The sequence below is a fragment of the Streptococcus sp. ZY171113 genome, from assembly GCF_057748235.1.
In genome coordinates this window covers 1315594-1333787 of sequence record NZ_CM173243.1, presented here as the reverse complement: position 1 = coordinate 1333787, position 18194 = coordinate 1315594, and the positions used below count along the sequence as shown (strand labels likewise).

The window sequence follows — 18194 nt, the reverse complement described above, 5'->3', positions numbered from 1 at the left end:
AGAAATGATGTAAAATAGAGTTGTAGAACCTCAGTCCTTAATCGGTAAGCACCTAAACACTGATTAAGGAGAGACACATGACAAACGCCTGTATTTATTTACGCCTATCACGAGATGATGGGGACAATGTGGAAAGCAATTCCATCATCAACCAACGCTCGCTTTTGCGAGACTATGCCAGAAATCACGATTTTATGATTTTAGAAGAATTTGTGGATGATGGTATCAGTGGATTAACCTTTAACCGTCCTGATTTTAACCGTATGATGGAAATGGTAAATGATAAGGTCATTGATACCATAATTGTCAAGGACTTATCACGCTTTGGTCGAGATTACATTGAAACTGGAAAATACCTCCAGCGAATTTTTCCGGCTATGGGAGTCAGATTTATCTCGGTCAATGACCACTATGATAGCCTGACGGCTGATACCAATGAAACGCATTTGGTCATGCCTATCAAAAGTCTCATTAACGATAGTTACAGTCGAGACATTTCAACAAAAGTTCGAAGCACCCAAAAAGCTAAACGGCAAAAGGGCGAGTTTATTGGAGCTTTTGCCCCTTATGGCTATCGCAAAGATGACAAGCAACGGAATCATCTAGTGGTTGATGAGAATGTACGCCCTACTATTGAGAAAATCTTTGCTCTTAAACTAGAGGGATATTCGTCAAACGCTATCGCAGGCTTTCTTAACCAGGCAGGGATAGAAACTCCGTTGCAACGTAAGAAAGCCTGTCAGGAAAAGATTAAAGGCTTTTATGGACATAGCTATAAGTGGGACACGAAAATGGTCAATCGTATTTTGACAAATCGTGTCTATACTGGTAGTTTGGAACAGGGGAAGCAAACCAAAATCAATTACAAGTCACAAAAGTCTGTGGCTGTGAATCCAGAAGATTGGGTACGAGTTGATGATACACATGAGGGGATTATCTCCAAGAGCACTTTTGAAGTAGCTAATAACCTCTTACTTAGAGATGTCAAACATGGGAAGATGTTACCTGACCTCTTTGCAGGGTTATTGTTCTGTGGTGATTGTCAGTCGCAGCTGTTACAACGAAAACTCCATTACAAGGACAAAGAGACTGTTCAGTATATTTGTAGCACTTATAATAACGGACGAGGCTGTAGTCGCCATGCGATTAAGCAAGATATGTTACTTGACTTGGTTTCGACGCTCATCTATCAACACCTTGACTGGAAATCTTATTTTATTAAAACTGTTCCTGATTATTTGAATAAAGCACAGTTTTTGGAAGTTGACTTTACTTCGCTGTTTGCTAATCGAAAGAAGTATGAACAGTTGCTCCAGTCTTTGTATTTAGATTTAGACGATGGCCTAATCAATGAAACAGAATACCAAGAGTTTCAGCGAAGCTATCGCCAGAAGCTAAAGAAAATTGAAGATACTATCATTCAAAAGAAAGAGTTAGCCCAAACCTTGTATGATAAACTCCAGGATAAGCAAAAATGGCTAAACCAGTTGAGTGAGATGCAGAAAAACGACGAACTCAATCGTATCACTCTAGTTACCTTACTTGACCGAATTGTCGTTCACAAAAATCAGGAGCTGACTCTGGTGTTTCATGATATAGCAGAATTAGAAATCCTCCAACAGTTATCTCAAAGAGTGACGGAGGTGGTCTAATGGCACGTACCAAGAACCGCTACCGTAAGGAAACGGTGGAAGAGTTATCCCTCCAAACCTATCGGACAGGCATTTACATTCGTTTGTCGAATGAACGTACAGAAAGTTGGCGAAACAAATCTCAGTCCTTAGAGACGCAAGAAAGTCTAGCTAGATCCTTTGCGAAGGAAAAAGGTTTAACTATAACGAAGTGTTACATCGACTATGAGTATTCTGGTAAAACCTTTAATCGACCTGCCTATCTGGACATGATGGAAGACATTAAAAATGGTGTCATAAACTGTATTATCATTCGAGACCTGTCACGCTTGGGTCGCAACTACATTGAAATGGGTCTACTGATTGATAAGGTGTTTCCCTTTATGGGGGTTCGGTTTATTTCAATCAATGATAACTTAGACACTCTCAAAGTACTAGAAGAAAAGAAATCCTTTGAGGTGGAAATTAAGAATTTGGTCAATGACCTCTATTCTAAGGACATTTCCAAGAAAGTTACCGCTAGTCATATTCAGAAAGCAAAGCAAGGTTATTTCATCGCTGGCTTTGCTCCCTATGGGTATAAGTTAGAAAGAAGAGAGGGTGGTAATCGTTTAATCATTGATCCGATAGTTCAACCTGTTATGGTAGATGTCTTTGAAAAGTTAATGGCAGGCCAATCTATCAACCGGGTGACAAAATACCTTAATCAGCAGAAAGTTGCTACGCCAATGGCTTATCGCCAAACAGGAGAAAGGTATAGAACAGAGAATGATACACGACAGTGGCAAGTTGCGAACCTTCAGCGGCTTGTTCAAAATCCTGCGTTTTATGGCAGTCTCATTCAACGTCGGCATAATAAAACCTTAACTGAGAAAGATTTTATTCAAGTAGATGATTGTCATGAAGCTTATATTACTAAAGTAGAGCATCAAACACTTCAAAAACTAATCGGCGGACGTCGTAACATAAGGAAACATACTCAACCTCGTACTACTAATCGTTATAAGGGTCTTATCTATGCCAAGGGGCAATCAACTCAAATGCGAAGGTACTGTAGGCATTTCTCAAATTCAAAATCAGAGTATGATTACTATTACTTTATGGACTATCTTCATGGTTCAGAAGCTTCAGAGAAACAAACTGTCTATATCAGTGAACAAGCCTTAGATAAGATTGTGTTGAGCTTGATTCAGACAGAGATGAAACGGCTTGGCACGGTTAAAAACTTATTGCCCAAATTAGAAATGAAGAGGGATGAATGCCTTAGAGACTGCCAAAAGAAAACAAAAAATCTTCAAAGGACTTTGGCTAGTCTACAAGCTGAGCAAGGCGAGCTTTATCTGAATTACCGCCTTGAGGCTCAGGAACGAGAGACTTATTTGTCTCAAAAGGCGATGATTACCTCAAAAATTGAAACTCTCTCAAAAGAAATAGCCCATTATGAGGCTTTAGCGATGAGAATTGAGGAGAAACATTGTCAACAGGTCAGTTGGGTTAAACATCTTTCTAAATGCCAAAATCAATCAGTTTTAACGGCAGAACTGCTTAATGAAGTGATAGAACGGATAGATGTTGAAGTGGATAAGTCTGTGACAGTAACTTTTACCTGCCTGATGGGAGGTGATGACCATGTCTAAAATGGCTTTATACCTTCGTCTTTCCGTCGATGAGGACGGGACAGACGAAAGTAACTCCATTACCAACCAACGCTATCTTTTGAATCAGTACCTTAATCAATCACCAGACTTTAGTCGTTGGGAACGCTTGGAGTATGTGGACGATGGTTTTTCAGGAACAAGTCTCAATCGACCTGCCTTTCAACGCTTGATGGCTGATGTTAAGGCGGGAATTATCCGTCATATCATTGTTAAAGATTTGTCGCGTTTTATGCGTGATTATCTGGAATTAGGGAATTATTTGGAAAATATTTTCCCTTTTCTCGGAGTTCGCTTCATAGCTATAAATGACCAATATGATAGTTTGACATCTGAACAGAATGGACTGGATATTGATGTTCCCTTTAGAAACCTCCTCAATGATTTCTATGCCAAGGATGTTTCTGAAAAGGTTAAGAGTACGATGAACAGCATGAAACGCTCTGGAAAAAACATGAGTTGGTTGCCACCCTTTGGCTACATCAAGGATCCAGAGGACCGATTCAAGATTATCATTGATGAGGCAGTTGCACCAATTGTTCGACGTATTTTTACCTTGTACCTTGATGGTAATAGTTACCAAAAGATTGCTCGAATCTTGAATAAAGAACAAGTCATTACCCCAGCAGAGAGAAAAATGCAAATCAGTCAGGCACGTTACGAAAAGTCTCTCAGACTAACAAAGGAGCAAGAGAGGAATGTTTGGAGCGTTATAAACGTTTCTCAAATTTTGAAGAATGAAGCCTATAAGGGAACTTATCTCTATAATACTCGAACCTACATAAGGGGGAAGCATGTTTCTCTACCAAAATCAGAGTGGGAACGAATTGAGAATAATCACGAAGCGATTATTTCGGCAGAACTATTTGCACAAGTTACTCAACTAAAGGCTAAGAAGGTTACTCAGAAAAAACACCCTCAGCCTCCGAAAATTCCGAGCATTTTAACAGGACTGATTCGTTGTGAGCATTGTGACCATTCTTTGATTGGTTCATATAACCATCAAGGTTATCAGTATTTTTCCTGTCGCTATTGTAAAGGACAAGGTGAAAAAATGAAGTCCTGCCGAGTAGATAGGATTGAACAATCAATCAAGGAGAAGCTAGGACAAAAGGTGGTTAAGCCCCGTCAAATTGCTTCTAAGACTAGATTGCTTAGAGAAATTGAACGGTTGAAGAAACAAAAACTATCCTTATTCCAAGACTACAAGGATAACCTGATGACCAGAGAAGATTATATTGCTAAGAAAATGCTAATAGACGAAACTGTTAAGAATTTAGAAGAACAGCTAAACGAAGCTAACAAAGTTCAGTTGTTGACTAAGGATAAGTTAACCAAAGAAATAATTAGCATTCACATTGAAAAAGTAGTCGTTGACTGCCTCGGATTTTTTACAGTTATCTATAAATAGTTGATAAAGAGACTTGAATCCTATCAAGTCTCTTTCTTGATAGGTTGTTTTGTGATATAATTAGTCAGAAATCAAGTAAATAAATAGTGTCAGTTACTTGACATAAGAGGGAAAAATGGAAATCGGAGAAAGCATTCACGACTCGGTTATCCGTGAAATCTATGAGGAGACAGGCTTGATCATTGCCAATCCTAAGCTGGTTGGAGTCAAGCATTTCCACACCCGAGACGACAAGACCCGTTACCTGGTTTTTCTCTACCGAACCAATGACTTTACTGGTCAGCTGCGGTCGTCTGAGGAAGGTGAGGTCATCTGGGTCTCCCAGGAGGACATTGCTCAGGGCAAAGTGGATTTGGCAGATTCTATGGATGATTTGTTGCAGTTTTATTTGGAGGAGGAGAGTTCAGAGCTCTTTTATGAGCGGGACGAGGACGGCATTCTCCACCGAACGTTTTTTTAAGGAGGACCCATGCCAGAATGACCTGAAGTGGAAGCAATCAGGCGGGCTAGGAGCGAACGGTTTCAACTGCTCCTAGCCTGTTTTTTACAGGCAAATGTGATAAAATGGAGCTATGAGACAGAAAGATTACCAGCATTTTTACGCCCATTTATTGGCTTTTTTGGAAAAATGGCCGAGCAGTCAGCTTCTTGTTGTTCAGGCCAACACGGCCTTGACCAGAGGCGTTTATGGCCTCTATCCCTTGGTATTACTACGAACAGGTCTGAGACAGGACTGGCCGACTTTCTGGGGCCAGGTCATTTGCCCAGCTCTGGGCTTTGTTTTAGTGTCCTGGCTACGCCAACACCTCAATAAAGCCAGACCCTATGAGGCCTGGGCCATTGAACCCATCATCGAAAAGGATACGGTTGGTCAGTCCTTCCCCAGCCGCCACGTCTTTTCAGCCAGTGTTATCGGCACCGTTGCCTTGGCTAATCAGCCGATTCTAGGTGGCTTGATTTTGCTGGTGGCGGCAGTCCTTGCGGTCTTGCGGGTCCTGGGTGGGGTTCATTACCCCAAGGATGTTGTGGTCGGATTTGCGCTGGGGATTTTACTGGGCCTGCCTGTTTTTTTCTGGTAAAATCTGCTAAAATAGAAGGAGCGAGCTTTTGGCTCTGCTATTTCCTTAAAGAATAGAAAGACGAATCATGAGTATTTTAGAAGTTAAGAATTTGAGCCACGGTTTTGGTGACCGTGCCATTTTTGAGAACGTGTCCTTCCGCCTGCTCAAGGGCGAGCATATCGGTCTTGTCGGGGCCAATGGTGAGGGGAAATCGACCTTCATGTCCATTGTGACGGGCAAGCTCCAGCCAGATGAGGGCAAGGTGGAGTGGTCGCGCTATGTGACGGCGGGTTATTTGGACCAGCATGCGGTGCTGGAAGAGGGCATGACGGTCCGTGATGTCTTGCGGACGGCTTTTGATGAGCTCTTCAAGACCGAGGCTCGGATCAATGACATCTACATGTCTATGGCCGACGAGGGGGCAGATATGGATGCCCTCATGGAAGAAGTGGGCGAGCTCCAGGACCGTCTGGAGAGTCGGGATTTCTATACTTTGGATGCCAAGATTGACGAGGTGGCTCGTGCCCTTGGGGTTATGGACTATGGCATGGATACCGATGTGACAGCCCTGTCTGGTGGTCAGCGGACCAAGGTTCTTCTGGCCAAGTTGCTCTTGGAAAAACCAGACATTTTGCTTCTGGATGAGCCGACCAACTACCTGGATGCCGAGCACATTGACTGGCTCAAACGTTACCTGCAAAACTACGAGAACGCCTTTGTCCTCATTTCCCACGATATTCCGTTTTTGAATGATGTGATTAACATTGTTTACCACGTGGAGAACCAGCTCTTGACCCGCTATTCTGGAAATTACTACCAGTTTGAGGAAGTTCATGCCATGAAACGGGCCCAGTTGGAGGCGGCCTACGAGCGTCAGCAGAAGGAAATTGCGGATCTTCAGGACTTTGTTGCCCGTAACAAGGCTCGGGTGGCCACGCGAAACATGGCCATGTCCCGCCAGAAAAAGCTGGATAAGATGGATATCATCGAGCTCCAAGCTGAGAAACCAAAACCAAGTTTTGACTTCAAGATGGCTCGGACCCCAAGCCGTTTCATCTTCCAAACCACCGATTTGGAAATTGGCTATGACCGTGTTCTGACCAAGGCACCGCTTAATTTGACCTTTGAACGCAACCAGAAGATCGCCATTGTCGGTGCCAACGGTATCGGTAAATCGACGCTTTTGAAGAGCCTTTTGGGCATCATTCCACCGCTGGGTGGCTCGGTTGAGCGGGGCGAATATCTGGAACTTGGCTACTTTGAGCAGGAAGTGGCTGGTGGTAACCGCCAGACCCCACTTGAGGCGGTTTGGGATGCCTTCCCAGCCCTCAACCAAGCGGAAGTACGGGCAACTCTGGCTCGTTGTGGTCTGACCAGCAAGCACATTGAGAGCCAGATTCAGGTCCTCTCAGGTGGTGAGCAGGCCAAGGTCCGTTTCTGCCTCCTCATGAACCGTGAAAACAATGTCCTGATTCTGGACGAGCCAACCAACCACTTGGATGTGGATGCCAAGGATGAACTCAAACGAGCCCTCCAAGCCTACAAGGGCTCCATTCTCATGGTCTGCCACGAACCCGACTTCTACGAAGGCTGGGTCGATGCCGTTTGGGATTTCAATAAGATGGCCTAATTTTAGGAGAAAGCAATGCCAGAACAAGCGATTTTTACCAATCTATGCATGATTCGTGACTGTGAAAAGGTTGTCGTTATGGAGCGACTTAAACAAGACTGGCCTGGAATTGTCTTCCCAGGCGGGGATTGTGTCATAATAATGACAGGTGCTTAAAACGCTGATAAATCAAGGATTTGAGCGTTCTACAATCTGTCATTAAGGAGGATTTCATCACAGTTTATAAAATATTATTGCTTAGGCAAGAACAGTTTAGAGTGTTCTTGCCTTTTTTATTTTAAGAGGAGGAAAATCGTGGAACTTGCAGAATCAACTCGCCTTGGTGTTGTTGGGTATCTCATGCTTTCTATGGGAATAACACTACCAAAAGCGACAGAAATACTGAAAGAATTAGAAATGAGTGGCCTGATTAACGTCAAAACAGGGGGTCAACTAGAAATCAAATTATTGGAGGGCAATCATGAAACGCATTAGTGCCAATCATTATCAGACATCGGAAAGATATTACAAACTTCCAAAGCTCTTGTTTGAGAGTGATCGATACAAGGACATGAAGCTGGAGGTCAAGGTTGCCTATGCCGTTTTGAAAGATCGACTTGAGTTGTCTTTGAGTAGGGGCTGGATAGATGAGCAAGGCTTTATCTACTTGATTTACTCCAACTCAAAATTGATGGAACTTTTAGGCTGTTCAAAGTCAAAACTTTTAACTATTAAGAAATCACTGCGAGACTATGGTTTGATTGAGGAAGTCCAACAGTCATCAAGTGAAAAAGGACGGCTCGCCAATAAGATTTACCTTGGTGAGTTGGAACATGAACCGACCCCCGTCTTAAATTTAGACGGGGGTGGTGTTAAAAAAACACGGGGCCAGTCTCAAAAACAGACGGGCCCCGTCTTAGATTCAGCCACTAGTGAGACTGAAGATAGTGAGACTAATAGGAGTGAGACTGAATTTCTTTCAGAGGACGAGGAGGAGATTGGGCTTACTCGAAAGGTTGAAAAAATGAGCCCTTATGATAAGGACTACATTTGGGGACTGGTTCATGATCAGTTTAGGCGAGAAGGCTTTTCTAGGAACGCTGCTGAATTTGTCATGAGGCACTTTGATGACCGTTACCAGTATGCTTTGGACAACATGAGATTTGCCAGAACGGCAGAGGTTATAGCTGAGTATGTTTTTAATGGGATTCTGGCAGAGTGGAATAAGGAACGCCGACAAGAACAGGAGAGGAGGTGAGAATCATGTGGTGGAAACTTGCACTAGGCATTTTTATTGTGTCAATCATCAGTTTGGTGGTTGAGATTATCAATGCTCCAGAGATGGAGGACCATATCTAACCAAGGCTTTATGAGATGTAAGGTCTTTTTTGATACCCGAAAGGAGAAACAGATGAACTTTTTTGATTGTTTTGCAGGGATTGGCGGCTTTCGCTTAGGAATGGAAAGTCAAGGTCATACCTGCATTGGCTTTTGCGAAATAGATAAATTCGCTAGACGGTCTTATCAGGCCATTCACGACACAGAAGGAGAATTAGAATACCATGACATTACCCAAATCACCGATGATCAACTCAGAAAACTCCGAGGACAAGTGGATGTCCTCTGTGGGGGCTTTCCTTGCCAAGCCTTTTCTCTCGCAGGCAGACGACTGGGATTTGAGGACACTAGAGGCACTCTCTTTTTCGAGCTTGCTCGATGTGCCAAGGAAATTCAACCATCTTATCTATTTTTTGAGAACGTCAAGGGGTTACTCAGTCACGACCAGGGACGGACGTACGCCACAATCCTCAATACGCTGGATGAATTGGGGTATCATGTCGAGTGGCAGGTGCTTAACAGTAAAGATTTCGGCCTTCCCCAAAATCGGGAGCGGGTCTTTATTATCGGACATTCTCGAAAGCGAGGTTTCCGACCAGTATTTCCTCTCCGAGGACAAGGTAGCCCAACTCATCTTGACCGATTAGGTAATGTTAATCCGTCGGGTAGAGGGATGAGTGGAGCGGTTTATCTCTCGACAGGTCTATCTCCAACCTTAACCGTAAATAAGGGAGAGGGTGTTAAGATTGCCATTCCAGTCTTAACACCAGACAGGCTTGATAAACGACAGAATGGCAGACGTTTCAAGGCTAACCAAGACCCCATGTTTACTTTGACGGCTCAAGATAGGCACGGCGTACTGCTTGCCGGGAGATTGCCATCGGCTTTTGACCAAGCTGGACGAGTTTATGATCCAGTAGGCCTGTCCCCAACACTTACAACCATGCAGGGTGGGGATAAGATTCCAAAGCTCTTGCTTCGTCAAGAAGCTCCACACTTAAAAATTCGTGAGGCGACCAAACAAGGTTTTGCCCAAGCAGAGCTGGGCGATTCGGTCAATCTCTCTTATCCTGAATCCCAGACCAAGAGAGGAAGGGTAGGAAAACAAATCGCAAATACCTTAACGACCAGCTCCCAGCAAGGAGTCGTTGTCGCAGCCCTGGAATACCGCAAGGACAAATGGTTTGAGGTGACTGGTTTTCTTGTTGAAGACAAGCTCTATCGTTTGAGAATCCGTAGACTAACCCCAAGAGAATGTTTCCGTCTCCAGGGATTTCCTGATTGGGCTTTCGACAGAGCAGAGGCGGTTTCAAGTAAGAGTCAGCTCTATAAGCAGGCAGGAAATAGTGTATCAGTTCCTGTCATTGCGACTATTGCCAAATACCTAAAAGAATTGGAGGAGTGCCATGAAACAACTAACAAGCCGTAGTATTTTATCTTGTGATGAACTGGAAGTAGAAATTCATCATGCTGAACTGGAACAAGTGATTGAAGCTATTTTCAATCTTGATGATTGGACTTGTGACGTAGAGACACGTTACCTAGATGACTACCACAAACTGAAAAATCAACCAGTTGAGTTGTCAACGACCCTTCATGAGGTTTTTAATCTCGTGCAGACACGAGATATAAAAAATGGTGTGGATGCCCTTCTGACAGATGAAGGAGACTTGGCTTTTATCGCCTATGGGCAAGGCTATTCCTACAAAGGAAAACATGACATCATTAAGGAACAGGTCTTGGTTAAGGCCTTTGACCAAGAGGGGAAACCAGTTGATTTTAGCCCTGTTTTATCCAGATTACATCAGCCAGATTTAGAATACAAGAAGGAGGCTACATTATGAAACTGTTTCTGAGTACAAACCAAGCTCGTAATCGGCAGGTTATTGAAACCTTAGAACGCTATGGACTGACCTACGACTGCGTCACTTGTGACCAGATTGACCGTTGCCATCTTTTGGAGTTAATGACCTCTGCCACGGATTGTTTTGAGTTCTTATCACCTCATCTCCTTTCCCTAAAGCGTCAAGAGGAGATGAGGTTCAATGAGTTGGTTCACTTGGTGTTAAGAAAACCTAGTAGAAACCTTCGCTTGCCCCTTATCCTTGCTAAGGGACAAATCTACCCTGATGTCAGCCAAGAGGAATTGAGAACCTTCCTCCCTCGAAACCTAAAGCTCTTGTCCCGGGATTTGGTCTTGCCCCTACTGAGGGTTTAGGAGGACGGTTATGGCTGAATTGTTTTGGGAGAATGTGGCCATACTTTTGGCTGAAAAAGAGATGACTTGGGCAGATCTAACCCGAAAAATGTTTGTGGGAACCTACAAATACCCCAGCGAGTTTAACCGCCTTTACCAGAAAATCAGGCACTATAAGTCCGCTGGTCAAATGCCTCAAACCAAGTGGGTGGAAAAGATTGTAGCGGTACTGGAGGTGGACTATGAAGACCTTTTCTGTCGTTAGGTATGGTGCCTTACTAGCACTTTTCCTTTACCAATACCTCAATGCCGCAATCGTATCAGCCTATGTGATGAGAGTGATTGGGTTAATGGGTGTAACTGTCTTTCAACTAGCTTATCTAGGTAGCTTAATCATCCTAGTTTATCGAAAAAAACAGGAGGTAACACCAAGGTCAAAATCCTTGAAATGGTTGGGAACAGGATTTTTAGTTCTGTTACTGGTGTCCTACCTAGTTTCTTTGATAAGTGCCGTTTCTTCAAGCAACCAAGAAGCCTTACTGCAAGTGTTTGAACAGCTTCCTGTTCTCATCATTGTCCTATTTTTAATCAATGCCAGTATGGTAGAGGAATTGGTTTATCGAGGGTTATTGTGGGAGGTTCTGCCTGGACGGGTCTCAAAAGTTGTGGTGACTTCAATGGCTTTTTCTTTGGCTCATCAACCCGATAGTTTTACCAGTTTTATCCTCTACGCCTCAATGGGGTTGGTGCTTGGCACAGTCAGGCATCAGGCAAGTCTAAAAATGGCGATAGGTCTTCATACGCTTTGGAATATCTTTGTTTTGGGTCTAACTCAGTTGGTGTGATAAAACTATCAACTCATCTAAGCTAGGATAGGGACAGAATAAGAAGCGAAAGGAGGATAAGATGTCTAGTGAACAACAGGAACGCCAGGCCTTTAGCTACCTTGAACGGACAAGCCTGTTAACGATTAGAGGCCTAATGCGACTGCTAGAGTGGTCTGCTAGACAGGCTCAACGTCAAGAGACAGCCTACAAGATTGGTCCGCAGACCTTGGCGGAATTGGTCAAAACACCCTTTTCGATTGATACGATACAGGTGACTTCAGACCTACTTGATAAACCCATAGACCTTGAAAAGTTGAAGGAGCTCCTTAATCGTGAGGACCTTCCTTTAGCTTTAGCTTGGCAGGAGGACTACCTCTATTTTTACACCAAGGACCGGTCGCTCCTGGACCAGCACCTGGACAAGCTTATGAAGGAGCTGACCAGCGATCCAGAAAAGCTAAAAGGTCTGGTGAGTGATAAAACCCTTGATGAAGAAATCGCTCTGGCCAAAGCCCAAGTGCCATTGGTAGAACCATCAGCCGTCAAGGTGAAGGAGGTGGAACTGCCATGACAAACCGTCCCAAACAGATTGTCTTTGCTATGTTAGGGCTAGCTCTGGGCTATGTCTGTCACCGCATGAGCCTGCTCTATGATCAGCTGACCAATTTACCAGTAGTTGAGCGTTGGGCATACCTTGTCATGAATGGGCAAGAAGAGCTGATAAAGAACCCCGTGAACCTTTCTTTTACAGCTAGGTCAAGTCTATGGTTCTTGCTTGGACTGGTAAGTAGCTGGCTAATCTATCTTTATGCCTCAACGGGAGCCAAGGTTTACCGTGAAGGAGAAGAGTATGGCTCAGCCAGGTTTGGCAGGTCTAGGGAACTGAAGCCCTTTGCCAGTAAAAACCCTTTTATGGACATGATTCTTGGGAGAGGCCTACGGGTAACCCTACTTGAGAAGAAATCACCCAGGTATGACCGAAACAAGAACTTGGTTGTTATTGGTGGGTCAGGGAGTGGTAAGACCTTTCGGTTTGTGAAACCCAATCTGATTCAGGCTAACTGCTCTAATATTGTCGTTGACCCAAAAGACCATTTGCCACAAAAGACGGGCAAGTTCTTTCTAAAAGCGGGCTACCAAATTAAGATTTTGGACCTGGTAAACCTGACCAACTCAGACGGCTTCAACCCTTTTCGATACCTGGACAATGAGAATGATTTGAACAGAATGCTGACGGTGTATTTTAACAATACCCGTGGGTCTGGTTCTCGTAGTGACCCTTTTTGGGACGAGGCTTCAATGACCTTGGTCAGGGCTCTTGCCTCTTACCTAGTGGATTTTTATAACCCACCTAAGACTAGAGAAGAGCTGATAGAAGAAAGCAGGTTGTCTCAGGCAGAGCGGGACCGCCTCTACCTCCAAGAGAAACAGGACTTGGCGGCAAGGCGGCGACGCGGTCGCTACCCGTCGTTTCCTGAGATTTCAAAGCTCATCAAGCTCCTAGCTAAATCTGACCAGGCTGAGAAAAGTGTTCTAGAGGTCATGTTTGAGCGTTACGCTAAAAAGTACGGCACAGAGAATTTTACCATGCGAAATTGGGCTGACTTTCAGAACTATAAGGATAAGACCCTTGATAGTGTGATTGCCGTAACCACCGCCAAGTTTGCCCTCTTTAACATTCAATCGGTCATTGACTTGACCAAAATTGACACCTTAGAGATGAAAACCTGGGGGACCCAAAAGACCATGGTTTATTTGGTGATTCCTGACAATGATTCTACCTTCAGGTTTTTATCGGCACTTTTTTTCTCAACGGTCTTTTCCACCTTAACCCGTCAGGCTGACGTGGACTTTAAGGGAAAACTGCCTATTCATGTGAGGAGCTACTTAGACGAGTTTGCCAATGTCGGTGAAATTCCTGATTTTGCGGAGTTGACATCAACGGTCCGCTCTCGAAACATCAGTCTTGTGCCGATTCTTCAAAATATCGCCCAACTACAGGGTAACTACAAGGAAAAAGAGGCCTGGAAAACCATTCTAGGTAACTGTGACAGCCTGCTCTACTTGGGTGGGAACGATGAAGAAACCTTTAAGTTCATGAGTGGCCTTCTTGGCAAACAAACCATTGACGTCAGAACCACTAGCCGTTCTTTTGGACAAACGGGTTCAGGCTCTCTGTCTCATCAGAAAATTGCTCGTGACCTCATGACACCTGATGAAGTCGGTCGAATGAGCCGTGACGAATGCCTGGTCCGCATTGCCAATATGCCAGTCTTTAAGGGCAAGAAATTTGACCCAACCCAACACCCCAACTGGAAGTTCCTAGCTAACCAGGAGGAAGATGAGTGGTGGTGGGACCTTGAGGGGTTCCCCAACCAACCAGAACAACTAGATTTGACCGGACACCATATCAGAGACCTTAGTCTGGAAACTGATTTGATGAGGTCAGCTTAACTTAATCAATAGAAAAGAGGATATTTCATGTTAAAACAACTCAACGGATTTTACTATGGGGTTGATGCCAGCTCCATGTTTTCTCAGGGCATGGCCTTGCTTCAAAAAGGGCTGATTGCGGTCGGAGCCTTTCTTGTCGTCATGGGCATTATCAACCTCTCAACCAACATTAAGGACGGTGGTCCTGGTGTGCGTAACGCTATCCTAGAAATTGTCGGTGGCGTTATGGTTGGTGCTGCTGGGGCCTTTGTGACCCAGATTACTATTTAAGTAGAGGAGAAGAGAAGATGTGATGAAGGAACTACTTTTACCCCACCTGGTCTTTCTGACGTCTGAGAAGGTGAATTCAGATAGTCTCTTTGAAGGCTTTTCGGTGGACCTAGAATCAACGGCGGACTTGGTCAAGTCCTTGGCCGAGTATAACCCCACGGTCTGGTCTTACATGACTGCTATCACTAAGAACATCATGCAACCCATTGGTGTTGCGATTCTAGCGGTGGTGATGATTCTAGAATTTAATAAGATGGCTAAGAAAATCGCCAATTCAGGCGGGGCCATGACCTTTGAATCCATTGCCCCGATGATTGTCAGTTACATCATGGTTGGGGTAGTGATGGCCAATACTACGGTAATTGTTGAGGCTATACTTGGTCTAGCTTCTCATGCTCTCACCCAAATTGCCAGCCTCGTTTCTGAAGGGGGAGCCACCTATGACACCCTGTCAGGCCTAAAAGGGTCAGGTGTGGTTGGTAAGATGATTATTGCCTTCTTTGCGCTCCTGATTTGGTTAGTCAGAATGGTGAGTGCCGCGATGGTGAATCTGATGGTGACCATTCGCTTTATCCAACTCTACCTCATGGTGCCATTTGCCCCTCTTACCCTTCCAACCTTTTTGAGTGATGACTGGCGAGGTGTCGGTATTGGCTACCTTAAGAACATTATGGTTTATGGTATTCAGGGGATTATGATTTTCTTGATTGTCTCCCTGAGCCCGCTCTTTGAATCAGCTGGTAAGATTGCTGTTTCAAGTGGAGCAGGGTCTGGACAAGCCTTAGCGATCATGTTTGGTGGTCTTATTCAAGCCATCTTACTGATCATTGCCTTGGTTGGGTCACAGCGGACAGCTAGAAGTATCTTAGGCATGTAAGACGTGAATGCGACCATAACATTAACTAACGGAGTAGGTCACCTGCTCCGTTTTTATGAATCGAATACGGGCTACGGACGGTGTCAAAAAGAAAAATTTTCCTAGAGTCGCAAGACTCGTCGGCCAATTTCCTATTTTGACGGTGTCCGCTTAACGCCCTTTATATCTTAGTTAAGGAGGATTTTTATGAACACTCGTGTCTTTAAGGACATTTCAAAATACCAACACAGGGCCTGGCTAGGTTTTACAACGAGGCAAGTCATTTTTGTCTTTCCTGCCCTCGTGTTGACTGTTTTAGTACTGGGTTTGAACCTGGTTTATTGGCAGTTTGGGGACTGGTTTGTCTATGGTTTTACCTTGACCGTCACGCTGCCCCTCTTACTTTTTGGGGTCTATCGTCCAAACGATTTGGCCTTTGAACATTATTTGACTTATCGCTTACGGTTTGCCTTAACCGTGCCAATCAGAACATTACACCAAAAGGAGAAAAGAACCCATGTCCCTTCTAAAAAAACCTTGGACGAAACCTCAAACAAAGCCTTCAAATAAGGACAAGAAAAAAGCTCTGAGAGATGAGCTCTTGCCAACTACTGTTAATACCATTGCCTACCAGGGCCTTTTTGAAAATGGCCTTATGCAAGTCACCCCAGATGATTACTCGCAGTCCTACCTCTTAGGTGATGTCAATTATCAGACAGTTGGGCTTGATGATAAAGCGGCGATTGTTGATAAGTATTCAGACCTAATCAATGCACTAGATGACCGGACCCAATTTCAACTGACCCTCTTTAATCGTAAGATTAACCTTGAAAAATTCCGCCAAGGTGTCCTATATGCCTTAAAAGGGGATGGCTACGACCACTACCGAGAAGAACTCAATCAGACCATGAACCAGAACCTGGAGGCAGGGGAGAACAACTTTACCGCCATTAAACTCTTGACCTTTGGTAAGGCGGAGAAATCGCCCAAGTTAGCCCATCGCAGCCTCTCACAATTAGGGGAGTATGTCAGAAGTGGATTCTCAGAGATTGATGCCAGTTTTAATCTCTTAGAGGGGGCTGAACGGGTCAATCTCTTGGCGGATATGCTTAGAGGTGATGACCACCTGACCTTCTCCTATGATGAGATGACCCCCTCTGGTCTATCGACCAAACACTTTATTGCCCCTCAAAGCATGAATTTCAAGCATAAGGACTATATCGGAGTGGATGACCGATTCCTCCAAATTGTCTATGTCAGGGATTATGGAACCGAGTTAGGGGATGGCTTTATTCGGGACCTCATGCAGGCAGACCGTGAGTTGATCATCAGTTTACACGCCAAAGGTGCGACCAAGTCAGAGGCTGTCACCAAGGTCAGAACCAAGAAAACCCTCATGGAATCCCAAAAGATTGGGGAACAACAAAAAATGGCTCGGTCTGGTATTTACCTGGACAAGGTTGGCCATGTCTTGGAGACGACTATTGATGAGGCAGACGACCTCCTAAAGACCATGAATCAGACCGGGGACAAACTCTTTGAAACAGTCTTTTTGATTGGCCTCTGGGCGGAGAGCCCTGACCAACTCAAGGAAGCTCTTGATGACATGAAACAAATTGCAGGTTCACATGACTTGATTATTGATACCTTGCCTTATATGCAGGAGGTAGCCTTTAATACCCTTTTGCCACTAGGGAAAAATTTCTTAAAAGGTGTCTCACGGAGCCTTTTAACCTCAAATATTGCCGTTCAGTCCCCTTGGACTTCTGTGGATTTACAGGATAGGGGTGGGAAGTATTATGGCTTGAATCAGATTTCAAACAATATCATCACCATTGACAGAAAGACCCTTAATACACCGTCTGGCTTAATCCTTGGGACATCAGGGTCTGGTAAGGGCATGGCAACCAAGCATGAGATTCTGACCACCAAACTTAAAGAGGGGGACCTCAACACCGAAATCATCGTGGTGGACCCAGAGAACGAGTATAGCCTCATTGGCCAAGCCTTTGGTGGCGAAACCATTGTCATTGCCCCTGACAGTCAGACCTATCTGAATGTGCTTGATTTATCCAGCCATGGCTTTGATGATGATCCGGTAAAACTCAAATCTGAATTCCTGTTGTCATGGATTGGTAAACTTCTTGACCGACCTATTGATGGTCGGGAGAAGTCAATCATCGACCGTGTTACCCGTTTGACTTACCAACATTTCCAAGAGCCGACCTTGGAAGAATGGGTATTTGTCTTGGCTTATCAGCCCGAACAAGAGGCTAAGAATTTAGCCCTTGATATGGAGTTGTATGTCAAAGGCTCCTTGGATATGTTCGCCCATCGGACCAATAGTGCTCCAGATAGTAACTTTGTGGTCTATAACGTTAAAAAATTGGGAGAGGCTCTAAAACCCATTGCCCTCATGGTTGTCTTTGAACAAATCTGGAATCGGGTGGTAAAAAACCAGCAATTGGGTAAGACCACCTGGATTTATTTTGATGAAATGCAGCTCTTGTTGCTGGACCAGTATGCGTCAAATTTCTTCTTCAAATTGTGGAGCCGTGTGCGTAAGTATGGGGCTATCCCAACAGGCATTACACAAAACGTAGAGACCTTGCTTTTGGATGCTAATGGCAGACGGATTCTAGCCAATAGTGAGTTCATGATTCTTCTCAAACAAGCCAAGAATGACCGAGAAGAATTGGTCCATCTCCTTGGCCTTTCCAAGGAGTTAGAGAAGTATCTGGTCAATCCAGAGCGAGGGGCAGGTCTCATTAAGGCAGGTCATACCGTAGTGCCCTTCAAGAACCGGATTCCAAGCAACACCCAGCTCTTTGACCTCATGAGCACCGACCCTGATAAGATGGCTGGTTCTAAAGGAGGCGGTTGAT

20 protein-coding genes are annotated in these 18194 nt (G+C 44.4%); all 20 read left to right on the top strand.

Going from position 1 to position 18194, the window contains the following annotated elements; genetic code table 11:
* Positions 1 to 77: 77 nt before the first annotated feature.
* The 20 genes from AC3ARB_RS06240 to AC3ARB_RS06145 all read left to right on the top strand — a co-directional run bounded on the left by AC3ARB_RS06240 (position 78) and on the right by AC3ARB_RS06145 (position 18193).
* Positions 78 to 1652: a recombinase family protein gene (locus AC3ARB_RS06240; protein WP_488319732.1), complete on the top strand. Its 1575-nt coding sequence runs from the start codon at positions 78 to 80 to the stop codon at positions 1650 to 1652.
* A complete protein-coding gene (locus AC3ARB_RS06235) occupies positions 1652 to 3268 on the top strand; it encodes a recombinase family protein (protein ID WP_488319731.1) in 1617 nt (538 codons plus the stop codon). Before AC3ARB_RS06240 ends, AC3ARB_RS06235 begins: the two co-directional genes overlap by 1 nt.
* Positions 3261 to 4697 carry a recombinase family protein gene (locus AC3ARB_RS06230; protein ID WP_488319730.1) on the top strand — a complete coding sequence of 479 codons (1437 nt, stop codon included), beginning with the start codon at positions 3261 to 3263 and terminating at the stop codon, positions 4695 to 4697. The genes AC3ARB_RS06235 and AC3ARB_RS06230 overlap by 8 nt, the downstream gene beginning before the upstream one ends.
* A gap of 115 nt (positions 4698 to 4812) precedes the next feature.
* Positions 4813 to 5157 carry an NUDIX domain-containing protein gene (locus tag AC3ARB_RS06225; protein WP_488319729.1) on the top strand — a complete coding sequence of 115 codons (345 nt, stop codon included), beginning with the start codon at positions 4813 to 4815 and terminating at the stop codon, positions 5155 to 5157.
* A gap of 112 nt (positions 5158 to 5269) precedes the next feature.
* Positions 5270 to 5776 (top strand): phosphatase PAP2 family protein, encoded by a 507-nt coding sequence (locus AC3ARB_RS06220; RefSeq protein ID WP_488319728.1) that lies wholly within the window; start codon positions 5270 to 5272, stop codon positions 5774 to 5776.
* Positions 5777 to 5843: 67 nt separating this feature from the next.
* On the top strand, positions 5844 to 7388 hold the full coding sequence (locus AC3ARB_RS06215; protein ID WP_488319727.1) for an ABC-F family ATP-binding cassette domain-containing protein: 1545 nt from the start codon (positions 5844 to 5846) through the stop codon (positions 7386 to 7388).
* A 15-nt stretch (positions 7389 to 7403) separates the two neighbouring features.
* Positions 7404 to 7544: a DNA mismatch repair protein MutT gene (locus AC3ARB_RS06210; RefSeq protein WP_488319726.1), complete on the top strand. Its 141-nt coding sequence runs from the start codon at positions 7404 to 7406 to the stop codon at positions 7542 to 7544.
* A gap of 138 nt (positions 7545 to 7682) precedes the next feature.
* Positions 7683 to 7862, top strand: coding sequence for a hypothetical protein (locus AC3ARB_RS06205; protein WP_488319725.1), 180 nt, complete (start codon positions 7683 to 7685; stop codon positions 7860 to 7862).
* Positions 7849 to 8625 (top strand): replication initiator protein A, encoded by a 777-nt coding sequence (locus tag AC3ARB_RS06200; protein ID WP_488319724.1) that lies wholly within the window; start codon positions 7849 to 7851, stop codon positions 8623 to 8625. Before AC3ARB_RS06205 ends, AC3ARB_RS06200 begins: the two co-directional genes overlap by 14 nt.
* A gap of 153 nt (positions 8626 to 8778) precedes the next feature.
* A complete protein-coding gene (gene dcm, locus AC3ARB_RS06195) occupies positions 8779 to 10134 on the top strand; it encodes a DNA (cytosine-5-)-methyltransferase (protein WP_488319723.1) in 1356 nt (451 codons plus the stop codon).
* Entirely contained in the window at positions 10112 to 10549 is a 438-nt protein-coding gene (locus AC3ARB_RS06190; protein WP_488319722.1) for a hypothetical protein, read from the top strand. Before dcm ends, AC3ARB_RS06190 begins: the two co-directional genes overlap by 23 nt.
* Positions 10546 to 10923 carry a hypothetical protein gene (locus tag AC3ARB_RS06185; protein WP_488319721.1) on the top strand — a complete coding sequence of 126 codons (378 nt, stop codon included), beginning with the start codon at positions 10546 to 10548 and terminating at the stop codon, positions 10921 to 10923. Before AC3ARB_RS06190 ends, AC3ARB_RS06185 begins: the two co-directional genes overlap by 4 nt.
* Before the next feature lie 10 nt (positions 10924 to 10933).
* Entirely contained in the window at positions 10934 to 11167 is a 234-nt protein-coding gene (locus tag AC3ARB_RS06180) for a transcriptional regulator (protein WP_488319720.1), read from the top strand.
* A complete protein-coding gene (locus AC3ARB_RS06175) occupies positions 11145 to 11747 on the top strand; it encodes a CPBP family intramembrane glutamic endopeptidase (RefSeq protein ID WP_488319719.1) in 603 nt (200 codons plus the stop codon). The genes AC3ARB_RS06180 and AC3ARB_RS06175 overlap by 23 nt, the downstream gene beginning before the upstream one ends.
* A gap of 61 nt (positions 11748 to 11808) precedes the next feature.
* The gene (locus AC3ARB_RS06170) at positions 11809 to 12300 is read left to right on the top strand and encodes a hypothetical protein (protein WP_488319718.1); all 492 of its coding nucleotides are present in this window, start codon (positions 11809 to 11811) and stop codon (positions 12298 to 12300) included.
* Positions 12297 to 14183 carry a VirD4-like conjugal transfer protein, CD1115 family gene (locus tag AC3ARB_RS06165; protein ID WP_488319717.1) on the top strand — a complete coding sequence of 629 codons (1887 nt, stop codon included), beginning with the start codon at positions 12297 to 12299 and terminating at the stop codon, positions 14181 to 14183. Before AC3ARB_RS06170 ends, AC3ARB_RS06165 begins: the two co-directional genes overlap by 4 nt.
* Positions 14184 to 14210: 27 nt before the next feature.
* A complete protein-coding gene (locus tag AC3ARB_RS06160) occupies positions 14211 to 14453 on the top strand; it encodes a hypothetical protein (RefSeq protein ID WP_488319716.1) in 243 nt (80 codons plus the stop codon).
* A gap of 22 nt (positions 14454 to 14475) precedes the next feature.
* Complete coding sequence (locus AC3ARB_RS06155; protein ID WP_488319715.1) at positions 14476 to 15330, top strand: VirB6/TrbL-like conjugal transfer protein, CD1112 family; 855 nt, start codon at positions 14476 to 14478, stop codon at positions 15328 to 15330.
* Between the two features lie 186 nt (positions 15331 to 15516).
* Positions 15517 to 15879 carry a PrgI family protein gene (locus AC3ARB_RS06150; protein ID WP_488319714.1) on the top strand — a complete coding sequence of 121 codons (363 nt, stop codon included), beginning with the start codon at positions 15517 to 15519 and terminating at the stop codon, positions 15877 to 15879.
* On the top strand, positions 15827 to 18193 hold the full coding sequence (locus AC3ARB_RS06145; protein ID WP_488319713.1) for a VirB4-like conjugal transfer ATPase, CD1110 family: 2367 nt from the start codon (positions 15827 to 15829) through the stop codon (positions 18191 to 18193). Before AC3ARB_RS06150 ends, AC3ARB_RS06145 begins: the two co-directional genes overlap by 53 nt.
* Position 18194: the final 1 nt, after the last annotated feature.